The following is a 10,112-nucleotide window of genomic DNA, read 5'->3' as shown; positions in this document are numbered from 1 at the left end:
TCCCGTCGTCCATACCTGGTCCTACAAACTCGCCGACGCCGCCTGATATGATTCGAACCAAGAAAACGCTGACCTAGTTCCGGTAAATCGGGCCACCCTGATTTTCAAACTAAACGGACCCGCGAGGCGAGCCGCTATTTCGGAAAATTCCGGTGCGAAACCAGGGCCCATGTTAATCATCCAAACTGGTGCTTGGTCGTCGAATTTTGAAGCAGCGGACGATGGCCGCAATCAAGTCCTTGGCGCGAACGCACACCGTGCATGCCGTCAACACGCTCGTGCAGATCATGCGCGACAAGAACGCTCCCGCCCACGCGCGTGTCTCGGCCGCAAATGCGATTCTCGATCGCGGATGGGGCAAGCCGCTGCAGCCGATTGCGAGCGAGGACGGCAAGCCCTTAAGTTTATTCACGGCATTGAGCGGGTTATTGTCCATCCCGGCGATAACGTAACGATCGATGCGGGAGATTGAGGAGACCGTTCAGCGAGCACCGCTCAGCGTTCTCGGAAGCTTCGGCGCGACCAATGATTTCGACGTTTCTCACGAAGAACTTTGGTTGAATTCGCAGGAGGAAGCATGAGCGAAGACTCGCAGAAGCTGCGTCTCGCGCGCGTTGAGCCAGGTCCAGAGGCCGCATGGCCGAAATGGATCGCCGACGCGCTTACTTACAAACCTGAGAGCGAGACACCGATTGCCTCGCCAAAGGCTCCTGTCCGCGCGGGTGAGGGCCTAGCGGGTAGGCGCGTGTTGAGACGCGTTCCTAGGGCTTAGTCTCAACCCGAAAGCCCGCGGCATACCGCGGGCTTTCTTGTTTCGACGGCGCGCCGTGCGTTCGAGCGTTACGCCGCAGGCGGTCCGAACCACTTCGCCAGCGCGTCCGGAAGTCCGCGCTGGCTCTCATCACTCACCCAGGCCACATGGCCGTCGGGCCGCACCAGCACGGCACCTGGCGCCGCGACCTGTCCGATGGCCGGAAGCTGCAACGGACCGTCGTAATCGGTGCCGATGAGATCGACGCGATCGGCCCACGGCACAATGTCGATGCCGCCTGCCTTGCCAAAATCGAGCAGCAGGCCGCGCGCCTGGTGCAGCAGAGTGAATAATCTCAGTGAGCGCCCTTCGACCGTCAAATCGAGATCCGGCATGCGGCGCCCGAGCAGCGCGTGTCCTTCGCCGAGATCGTAGTGAACGTCGAGCCCGCTCATCATCGCGCCGAAGCGTTTTCGCGGCTCGTCCATGCCGAGCAACTCGGACACCACCTCGCGCGCGGCCTTGAGGCCGTCATCGCCACGGCGGAGCAGGGCGATCTGCGCCATGGTGTTGCGCAAGACGCGCGCGGCGACGGGATGGCGCTCGGCGTGGTAGGTGTCGAGCAGGTTTTCGGGCGACATGCCCTTGACCACCTGCGCCAGCTTCCAGCCGAGATTGACCGCGTCCTGCACGCCAGTGTTGAGGCCCTGACCACCGACGGAGTGATGAATATGCGCGGCATCGCCGGCGAGCAGCACGCGGCCGTTGCGGTAACACACGGCCTGCCGCGCCGCGTCGGTGAAGCGGGAGATCCAGAAGGGGTTTTGCAGTCCGAAGTCGGTGCCGTACACGGCGACGAGGGCTTCGCTGAGATCGCGGAGGCCGGGCTCACCGGTACGCGCGAGCGTCGCTTCGGACACGACGACCAGCACGCGTCCGCTCTCAGTTCTGCTGAGGCCGTGAAAGCCGAGCGCGTCGTGACGCAGCCCCCATGCCGGCTCCTCCCGCATCTCGACCTCGGCCATGAGGTTGCTGAGCGTCGGATCGGAGCCGGCGAACTCGATGCCGGCGGCCTTGCGCACCAGGCTGCGTCCACCGTCGCAGCCGACAAGATAGTTTGCCCGCAATGTTGCGCCGCTGGACAGCATGATCTCGACGCCGGTCTCATCCTGCGCGAAGCCCGTCACCTCGGATGCTCGATAGATTTTCACGGCGAGCTCGCTGGCCCAGTTGGCCAGAATGCGTTCGATGTGGCCCTGCCGAAGTGCGAGCCCGTAATTGTGTCGCGTGGGGAGGTCGCTGATGTCGAGCCTGGTCCAGGCGAAGCCCGCGAGCTGGGTGATTTGTCCCTCGCGCAGGAAACGATCGGCGACGCCGCGCTGATCGAGGATCTCGATGGTGCGGGCGTGCAATCCGCCGGCGCGCGTTTCGGCCAGCTCCTGGCTCGCGCGCCGCTCGACCACAGCGACGTCGACATTCGCGAGCGCGAGCTCCGCGGCCAGCATCAGCCCAGTCGGGCCAGCGCCGGCGATGATCACTGCGTGGTCGTTGGATGCCGCGAGTTGTGCGCTCGTCCGGCCGCGCGAACGGGACGTCGGAAGCAATGCAGGCATGTCGTGCCCCCTCGACTTATTGCTGGGTCGGGGGTTCTACGCGATCGCCGGGGACTTGAAGCAAGTCCGTTGCGCACCACATATTGAGCTGGGAGGAGGGACGTCGCCATTTGCTTTCGCTGACGTTTGACACGTCGGGCAAAACACCGGCATAATGGCATCATCGAAAAGTGTTTGGTTCAACCCGCGCGGGAGCTACCCGCAGCGGGTTTTCTTTTGGGCGCCCGGCGCTCAACAAACGCCGGTGGTCCGCTGCATCGTTCTGGCGAGTTCCTCGAATGAAAACGGTTTCCGGATCATCGGAAGACCGCCTCGCCGAGGTTCACGACCGGACAATTGCAGGATCTTCAGCTCCGGGTGGTCTCGCCTGGCCAGCTCGGCCAGTCATGACCGTCCATGCCGGGCATGTTGATGTCCGTGATGAGGATGGAGATCTCCTGATTTTGCCTGAGCTGATCGAGCGCAGCCGGACCGCTTTGGGCGCTGACGACGGTGCAGCCGAGCTCTTCCAGCATCCCCACGAGGACGTCGAGGACGCCGGGATCGTCGTCAACAACCAGTACAGTATGGCTCATCGCTCGCACGATCCTCCTGATGAAAAACAACGCGCCGCGCGCCGCGCTGGTTCCCGCATCTGGTGATTGAACGAACGATGTTTGACACATCTGGCAAAACACCGGCTGAATGGCATCATCGAGATGCCCGCCCGCCTCAGGCGCCTAGTCGTCCTTCGACAAATCGCCGGGCCTGGTGGGAAGGTCGATGGTGCCGCCGTCGCCGTGAACGAGGTCGCGGTTGTTGTCCTCCGTCTCGCCGGCGTCTTCAACGATGGCTTCTTGCGTGTCGCGCTCCTTGTCGATGCGCGGCGTTCGTCCCGGGAGATTTCGCGACGTGTTTCGTGATGTCGTCTTGAGTGTCATAGGGCGGTCCTCCTGATCGCCTAACGTGGCCTGAGCGAATTCGTTCGTTTGACGCGTCGGGCAAAACACCGGCATAATGCCATCGTCGAGACGAGTTTGGTTCACCCGCGCGGAGATTTCCGCCGCGGGTTTTTTCGTCTCGATGTCAAGATCGGGCGGTGGCCGTGCATCCGGCCACGCACTCGTCAAACCTGGAGCGCCGATCGGCGCGCCGCCCTCCGTACACTTGCTGGCCGTTGCACGCGCCAACGTGCCGGCCCGTGGCGCCGGGCCATTTGCTCGCGCCGCTGCGGTCTGCGATCGCCGAAATTGGGCACTGGTATGATCGGACAAGCTGATGGGCTATTGCGTGGCGCTCTATTTCGCAAAGCTCCTGGTCTGGGACAAGGTCCTTGGCATCGGCTCCACAGACGCTCTGGCGGGATTTGCGGCGATCACCGCCAATCTCGTGGTCTCATTCTACTTCGCCAAGCGCGGCTTCGAGAACGTTGCAAGGATCATCAAGCGGTGAAAATGCCAGATGACGACATCAGAGCGATTGTTGCCGAGACGCTGGCCGGGCAGCACAAACTTCAGCAGGAGAGCATCGATGCGATCGTATTGAAGACGGTCGCCTCGGTGCTGGCTTCTTTTGGAATCGAAGACGATGATCGGAAAGAGGTCAGGGCCGACTTTCAGCATCTGCGGCGCTGGCGAAAAAGCGTGGAGCAGGCGCAAAGCTACACATTCAAGGCCGTGATTACCGTCCTTGCCACCGGCCTGATGGGAGCCGTTTGGCTGGGCGTCAAGGTCGTGCTGGGCAATTGAGCCTTCGCTGCGGCGGCATCGCCGTATTGCATGTGTCAATCCTCATCGACGGGCCGTCTCATGTACAGAATTCGTGTCGTCGATGCATCCGATGACGATGTTGCCGATACCTTGGCCGATCTGCATCAGCTCACGTTCTTCGATGCAGCTGCCATGCCGCAATTCGACTTGGGGCGTAGTGGCTCGTCCATCACGGTGATGACGCTGTCGCGTTTGCCGGTGTCATGCGCTCGACGCATGTTCGAAATGGCGGCTACTTCTCCAGGGTCGGTGTGTTGCATCTGCATCGGGGGCGAGGACTTCAGCGCAGGTTGATGCGAGCCGTCGAAGCAAGAGGAAGTCGTCTCGGATGGGACAGCATCGTCTCCGATACGACCGACAATGCGATATCTGCCAATAACTTCATCGAGGCGGACTATCGGCTCTTTGAGCCCCAGGCGTCCTGGGCCTGGTCACATACGCTTTATTGGCGAAAGTGGCTGCGTTAAGCACGGTTTGCGGTGGTTCGGAAGGTGCCCTTTCGCAACACAGGATCGCCTGCGCTTGGCAGGGCTTCGTACAACCGGAATGTCCAGAGGCCCGGCAGCTTGACGGCTGCCGGGCCTTTTTGCGTATTGAAGCGATGCGGGTGAGGCACTTGCGAAGTCCGCGGCGCCGGGCTTTAAGTTTGCTATGCAGGAAATTCGGCGATCATAAGCCGATGTAAGGGAGCGCCGTCGATGCCCACCAAACCTCAACTTCCAGAACGTTCGCCGCAGGCGAGGGGCGGACCAACGGCGCTCGATGGTATGTTGGTGATCGATTTCACCCGCGTAGTAGCCGGGCCAGCCTGCACCCAGACGCTTGCAGATTTTGGCGCGCGCGTCATCAAGATCGAAAATCCCGACGGCGGCGACGACACGCGCGCCTATGAGCACGCCGAAATCGGCGGCGAGAGCGCCGCCTATCTCAGTCTGAACCGCAACAAGCGCGGCATCGCGCTCGACCTGACCGTCCCGGAGGCGCGCGAGATCGCACTGGATTTGATCCGCAAAGCGGATGTGGTCGTGGAGAATTTTTCCAGCGGAGTCATGAAAAAGTTCGGCCTCGACTACGAGGTGGTCGCGCCGCTCAATCCAAGGCTGGTCTATTGCTCGATCTCGGCTTACGGACGCACCGGACCGTTCGCCTCGCGGCCCGGCTTCGATCCCATCACGCAAGCGGAAAGCGGCTTCATGTCGCTCAACGGGTTTGCCGATGGCCCGGCGGTCCGCACCGGCCCGCCCATAGTCGACATGGCGGCGGGGATGTCTGCCTGCAATGCCATCCTGCTGGCGCTATTGGCGCGGGATCGGCTCGGCCGTGGGCAGCACGTCGAGGTCGCCCTGTTCGACGTCGCCATGGGGATGACCGGCTTTTACGGCATGGCCTATCTGATCAACGGTGAGAATCCCGGCCGATTCGGCAATTCACCGAGCGGGTCCCCCACCGTCGGCGTTTACGAAGCCTCCGATGGACCGTTCTACATGGCTTGCGCGAACGATCGACTCTATCGTCGGCTGGTGCTCGAGGTGCTGGACCGGCCCGATCTGATCACCGATCCGCAATTCGCATCGCGCAAGGCGCGTTCAGAGAACAAGGAACTGCTGCGGGCAGCCATCGCCGAGGTCTTTGCAAGCGATACCCTCGAGAACTGGATGACGAAGATGAAGCTGGCCAATATCCCGGTCGGCTATCTCCGGACGGTCGAGGAGGGATTCAACGCGCCCGAGGCCCGCGAGCGCAATCGCCTGAGCCGTATTCCGCATCGTATAGCAGAGTGGGTCCCCAATATCGAGCCGCCGATCAATATGAGCCTGACCGGCGCGGTTGATCCTGTTGCCGCCCCCTTGCTAGGCGAGCACACCGAAGACGTCCTGCGTGATACGCTCGGCTACGAGGCGCCTCGGATCTCGGAGCTTACCCAAAAGGGTGTCTTTGGATCAGGCAAGCCGGCGGCGTCGGTTTAAACCTGTTCGGTCGATCCCAAGGGATCTGGCATTGCGCGATCGGCGCCGCATCCGCTTGATTTGGTGAAGTTCCCGCCGCATAACTATATGAAAGCGAGGGACACGAATGGCGCCTGGTCAAGAGCCGAGCATGGGCCAGCCGACGGGGCAGGAAGCCGGCGAGCGCGCCTATGTAGCCATGATCGAGAACGCCCGGGCGCTCCTGCCGCGGCTGCGAGAGCGAGCAGCGCGCACGGAGGAGCTGCGGCATCTTCCTCCGGAAACCGAGAAGGATCTGCACGACGCGGGCCTGTTCCGGATGCTCCAGCCAAAGCGCATTGGCGGCGCCGAGCTTGAGTACGTCGCCCTTGTCGACTGCGCCGAGCTGCTCGGCCGGGCGGACGCGTCGGTAGCGTGGAATTTCGCCAATCTGGCGAGCCATCACTGGATGCTGGGCATGTTCGAGCAGAAGGCGCAGGATCTGGTCTGGGACCGCGATCCGGATGTGCTGATTGCGTCCTCGTTTATTTTTCCGGCCGGTCGCGCCACGAGGGTCGGCGGCGGATATCGGTTGCAAGGAAGCTGGCCGTTTTCTTCCGGCGTTGCTTCCTGCCAATGGAATATGCTGGCGAGCGTTGTCTCCTCCGACGATGAGGCGGACGGTATCGAATATCGAATCTTTCTGCTGCCGAAAGACGATTACGGGGTGCTCGATACCTGGAATGTCGCAGGCCTTCGCGGTACCGGTTCGTGCGACGTCGAGGTCAGGAATGCCTTTGTGCCCGACTATATGACCATCGCCGTCGGTGATCTTGCCGGTGGCCTGACCCCTGGCAGCAAAATTAATCCCAATCCGTCGTACACGCTGCCCGTGTTTTCTTTGTTTCCATACGTCTTGTCCGGCGTCGCGCTCGGGAATGCGCAAGCGTGCCTCGACGATTACGCGGACGTGGCGCGTCATCGCATATCGACCTATAACCACGCCAAGCTCAGCGACTTTCAAAGCACGCAGATCAAGATCGCGGAGGCTTCGGCCAAGATCGATGCTGCGCGTCTGATCATGCGTTCGGCCTGCATCGATGCCATGGCGGATGCGTGCCGCGGTCATGTTCCAAGCATGGCCCGAAAGACCAAGTATCGGCGCGATGGAGCTTTCTCGGTCAATCTTTGCACCGAGGCGGTCTCAATGCTGTTTGCCGCAAGTGGGGCGCGCGGTCTGTTCACGACGGGCGTACTGCAGCGGCAATTCCGCGACGCTCACGCCATCAACTCGCACCTTGCGTTCAATTTCGATGCGGCTGGAACGAATTATGGACGTGTGGCTCTGGGCCTGCCGTCCGAGAACCTCACATTGTGAGGCCGGATGATGAATGACCCGAAGCAGCCTGGCGTTCCCGATCCAGCCAACGAACTTGCGAGCGACAACTCGCTGATTGATCCCCGCGATTTTCGCAATGCGCTCGGGGCATACGGAACGGGTGTAACGATCATCACCGCGACGGCTGCTGATGGAAAGCCTTACGGCATCACCTGCAACTCGTTCGCATCGGTCTCCTTGAATCCTCCTCTGATCCTCTGGAGCCTCGGGATCTATTCATCGAGCCTGACTGTGTTTCAAAACGCCAGCCATTTTACCGTCCACGTGCTTGGCACTTCGCAGCAGGCGCTTGCAAACAAGTTTGCAAAACCGTCCGAGGACAAGTTCGCCGGAATCGACTGGACACCGGGTCTGGGCAACGCCCCGGTGCTCGCCGAGAGCGTCGCCAATTTTCAATGCCGGTCCGTCAATCGCTACTATGGCGGCGACCACGTGATCTTTCTCGGCGCGGTCGAGGCCTATGCCTACACTACCGGGGAACCACTGCTGTTCGCGCGTGGGACCTATGGCCGGTTCCTGGTCGATGATGAGCGCAAGACGTCACCGTAGTGTACTTCAGGCCGTGTTCGACGCCTTAGCGCTGTGTTGCCGAGAGCTTGTAGATCTCCAGCGCGTCTGCGTCGGCGCCCCGCGCGGCTTTGGCCAGCCTGAAAAGTTGTCCCGCAAGCGAGGCCATTGGCACGGGCGTCGACGTCGTCTGCGCGACATCGGCGACCGTATCGAGGTCCTTGAGCATGGTGGCGATGTGGCCCAGTGGCGGCGAGTGAATGCCCTGAACCATCCGCGGCACGAACAGCTGAAGTGGAATGGAATCCGCGAAGCCGCCGGCGAGCGCTTCCGGCAATCGGCTGGCGTCAATGCCGGCGTTCACGGCAAGACGTGTTGCTTCCGCAAGCACGGCCATCGCGCATCCGACGATCACCTGATTGCAGAGCTTTGTGGTCTGTCCCGCGCCGGTCGGTCCCATGTGGGTCAGCCTGCGGGCCATCGCCAGGACGTACGGCCGCACCCTCTCGACGTCCGCAGCTTCTCCGCCGGCCATGATGGCCAGCGTGCCGTCCTCGGCGCCCTTGGTGCCGCCGGATACCGGTGCGTCGATCCAATTGGCGCCGTTCGCGGCTTTCAGTCGCGTTGCGAGGTCGCGCGCAGCCGCGGGATGGATCGATGAGAAGTCGACCACGAGCTTGCCTGCGCCGGAGGCCGCGGCAAGACCCTCGGGCCCGAAGACAACCTCTTCGACAGCGGCTGCATCGGTCACGCACATGAAAACGATGTCAGAATTCGCCAACAGATCACGAGGCGTGACTGCGCGCTTGGCGCCGGCCGCAAGGAGTGGAACGACCTTGCCCTCCGAGCGATTCCAGATGCTGACCTGATAGCCGGCCTCGAGCAGGCGCCGGGTCATCGGCGTCCCCATCAGTCCCAGGCCGAGATAGCCGAGCCTTTCGACGCCCTGCGGGTTGGTCTTGCTCGCATCAGCCATAGGTTGCCTCCATCTGTCGCAGCGCCGCCTACCATACATGGCAGGGCGGAGAGCGACACCATCCGGCTCGCATGGCTTGCCTGATTGTTTGAACCATGAAACATTTGGGGTGGTCGGGTTGGGGGCGCCGGTCGGCGCCCGAGCAGCGGAGTGGGCACGATGCGAACCGTTTCGAAGTGGATCCTGGCTTTGGGCGCGGCAGCGGCCGTGAGTGCGGGCGCAGGCCCGTCATGGGCGCAGCAGACGATCCGCGTCGGCTGGACGATCCCGGCTGAGGAATCCAAATACTGGATGATGCGCCGCCCAGCCGAATTTCCCAGTCTCGGCAAGGCGTACAACATCGAATGGACCCAATTTCAGGGCACCGCGCCGATGACGCAGGCGTTGGCCGCCGGCGCTCTGGATTGCGCAACGCAGGCGCCGCTGTCGCTCGCCAACGGCGTGGTGGGCGGCAATCTCAAGGCCTATATCGTGGCGCAGCATGTTTTCGAGAAGCCCGGCGGCTTCTCGGTCTATTGGGCGGTCATGGATGATTCTCCGATCAAGACGATCGCCGATCTCAAGGGCAAGACGGTCGGCATTTCCGTGATCGGCGGCGGCACGCAGGGTCCGTTCAACCTGCTTCTGAAGAAGAATGGCGTGGATCCGGCCAAGGATATCAAGCTGGTCGAGGTCGGCTTCGCCGTCTCCGAAGATGCGTTGCGCCAGGGACGCGTCGATGCGGTCAACATGAACCAGCCGTTTGCCGCGCGCGCGGAGGCAAAGGGGGGCACCCGCAAGCTGTTCTCGCTGTCGCAGGCCATGCCGAACATCGTCCACATTCTGGAAGCCTGCCGTGCCGATTTCGTCGACAAGAACCCAGAACTGGTCAAGGCCTATGTCCGCGACATCACGTCCGGGATGAAGAAGGCGCTGGCCAACCGCGAAGAGACGCTGAAGGTCGTCAATGAAGTTCTGAAGGCGCCTATTCCGGTGCTTGAGACCTATTTGCTCAAAGATAACGATTTTGGTCGCGATCCCGGCGCGGCGCCGAACTTCCCCGCGATTCAGAAGATGCTGGACATCTATGCGGAGACGGGAATGTTGCCGAAGCTGGACGCTGCGCAGTTCAAACATCCAACGATCGTTGCGCCGCTGGAATAAGCGATCGGGCCAATTTCCGCACAAGAGATCGCAGCGCCACGGATAGCTCG

At 62.0% G+C, this 10,112-nt stretch carries 10 protein-coding genes and 2 pseudogenes; 8 read left to right on the top strand and 4 right to left on the bottom strand.

What is annotated here, in order from left to right; all coding sequences use genetic code 11:
• The first annotated feature begins 221 nt into the window (after window positions 1-221).
• Window positions 222-452: a hypothetical protein gene (locus tag QSV46_RS21370; protein ID WP_314955902.1), complete on the top strand. Its 231-nt coding sequence runs from the start codon at window positions 222-224 to the stop codon at window positions 450-452.
• A gap of 388 nt (window positions 453-840) precedes the next feature.
• On the opposite strand, the gene QSV46_RS21365 is transcribed toward QSV46_RS21370, so the two are convergent.
• The 3 genes from QSV46_RS21365 to QSV46_RS21355 form a co-directional block, all read right to left on the bottom strand.
• On the bottom strand, window positions 841-2,364 hold the full coding sequence (locus QSV46_RS21365) for an FAD-dependent monooxygenase (protein WP_314955900.1): 1,524 nt from the start codon (window positions 2,362-2,364) through the stop codon (window positions 841-843).
• 347 nt (window positions 2,365-2,711) lie between these two features.
• Complete coding sequence (locus QSV46_RS21360; RefSeq protein ID WP_314955898.1) at window positions 2,712-2,939, bottom strand: response regulator; 228 nt, start codon at window positions 2,937-2,939, stop codon at window positions 2,712-2,714.
• A 144-nt stretch (window positions 2,940-3,083) separates the two neighbouring features.
• Entirely contained in the window at window positions 3,084-3,533 is a 450-nt protein-coding gene (locus QSV46_RS21355) for a hypothetical protein (RefSeq protein WP_314955895.1), read from the bottom strand.
• Window positions 3,534-3,580: 47 nt separating this feature from the next.
• On the opposite strand from QSV46_RS21355, the pseudogene QSV46_RS21350 reads away from it, so the two are divergent.
• The 6 genes and pseudogenes from QSV46_RS21350 to QSV46_RS21325 all read left to right on the top strand — a co-directional run.
• Window positions 3,581-3,795: pseudogene (locus QSV46_RS21350) on the top strand (hypothetical protein); the annotation flags it as partial.
• On the top strand, window positions 3,792-4,091 hold the full coding sequence (locus QSV46_RS21345) for a hypothetical protein (RefSeq protein ID WP_314955893.1): 300 nt from the start codon (window positions 3,792-3,794) through the stop codon (window positions 4,089-4,091). The pseudogene QSV46_RS21350 and the gene QSV46_RS21345, both read left to right, overlap by 4 nt.
• Before the next feature lie 60 nt (window positions 4,092-4,151).
• Window positions 4,152-4,579, top strand: a pseudogene (locus QSV46_RS21340) (GNAT family N-acetyltransferase).
• A gap of 231 nt (window positions 4,580-4,810) precedes the next feature.
• Window positions 4,811-6,079: a CoA transferase gene (locus QSV46_RS21335; RefSeq protein ID WP_314955890.1), complete on the top strand. Its 1,269-nt coding sequence runs from the start codon at window positions 4,811-4,813 to the stop codon at window positions 6,077-6,079.
• A 130-nt stretch (window positions 6,080-6,209) separates the two neighbouring features.
• Window positions 6,210-7,415 carry an acyl-CoA dehydrogenase family protein gene (locus QSV46_RS21330; RefSeq protein WP_314955887.1) on the top strand — a complete coding sequence of 402 codons (1,206 nt, stop codon included), beginning with the start codon at window positions 6,210-6,212 and terminating at the stop codon, window positions 7,413-7,415.
• 9 nt (window positions 7,416-7,424) lie between these two features.
• Window positions 7,425-7,985 (top strand): flavin reductase family protein, encoded by a 561-nt coding sequence (locus QSV46_RS21325; RefSeq protein ID WP_314955884.1) that lies wholly within the window; start codon window positions 7,425-7,427, stop codon window positions 7,983-7,985.
• Window positions 7,986-8,010: 25 nt separating this feature from the next.
• Here QSV46_RS21325 and QSV46_RS21320 read toward each other — a convergent pair whose 3' ends face one another.
• Window positions 8,011-8,919 carry an NAD(P)-dependent oxidoreductase gene (locus QSV46_RS21320; protein ID WP_314955881.1) on the bottom strand — a complete coding sequence of 303 codons (909 nt, stop codon included), beginning with the start codon at window positions 8,917-8,919 and terminating at the stop codon, window positions 8,011-8,013.
• 159 nt (window positions 8,920-9,078) lie between these two features.
• Between QSV46_RS21320 and QSV46_RS21315 the strand changes: the two genes are divergently transcribed.
• On the top strand, window positions 9,079-10,062 hold the full coding sequence (locus QSV46_RS21315; RefSeq protein ID WP_314955878.1) for an ABC transporter substrate-binding protein: 984 nt from the start codon (window positions 9,079-9,081) through the stop codon (window positions 10,060-10,062).
• The last annotated feature ends 50 nt before the right edge of the window (window positions 10,063-10,112 follow it).

The organism is Bradyrhizobium cosmicum (genome assembly GCF_032290525.1).
GTDB classification, from domain to species: Bacteria; Pseudomonadota; Alphaproteobacteria; order Rhizobiales; family Xanthobacteraceae; genus Bradyrhizobium; species Bradyrhizobium cosmicum_A.
Note: the sequence above shows the minus strand (reverse complement) of the source record. Positions and strands in the feature narration are given on the sequence as shown.

Bases quoted from the DNA above. Each gene is read 5' to 3' on its own strand.
- QSV46_RS21365 (WP_314955900.1), bottom strand. From the start codon at position 2,364: ATGCCTGCATTGCTTCCGACGTCCCGTTCGCGCGGCCGGACGAGCGCA.
- QSV46_RS21325 (WP_314955884.1), top strand. From the start codon at position 7,425: ATGAATGACCCGAAGCAGCCTGGCGTTCCCGATCCAGCCAACGAACTT.
- QSV46_RS21360 (WP_314955898.1), bottom strand. From the start codon at position 2,939: ATGAGCCATACTGTACTGGTTGTTGACGACGATCCCGGCGTCCTCGAC.
- QSV46_RS21320 (WP_314955881.1), bottom strand. From the start codon at position 8,919: ATGGCTGATGCGAGCAAGACCAACCCGCAGGGCGTCGAAAGGCTCGGC.
- QSV46_RS21330 (WP_314955887.1), top strand. From the start codon at position 6,210: ATGGGCCAGCCGACGGGGCAGGAAGCCGGCGAGCGCGCCTATGTAGCC.
- QSV46_RS21370 (WP_314955902.1), top strand. From the start codon at position 222: ATGGCCGCAATCAAGTCCTTGGCGCGAACGCACACCGTGCATGCCGTC.
- QSV46_RS21335 (WP_314955890.1), top strand. From the start codon at position 4,811: ATGCCCACCAAACCTCAACTTCCAGAACGTTCGCCGCAGGCGAGGGGC.
- QSV46_RS21315 (WP_314955878.1), top strand. From the start codon at position 9,079: ATGCGAACCGTTTCGAAGTGGATCCTGGCTTTGGGCGCGGCAGCGGCC.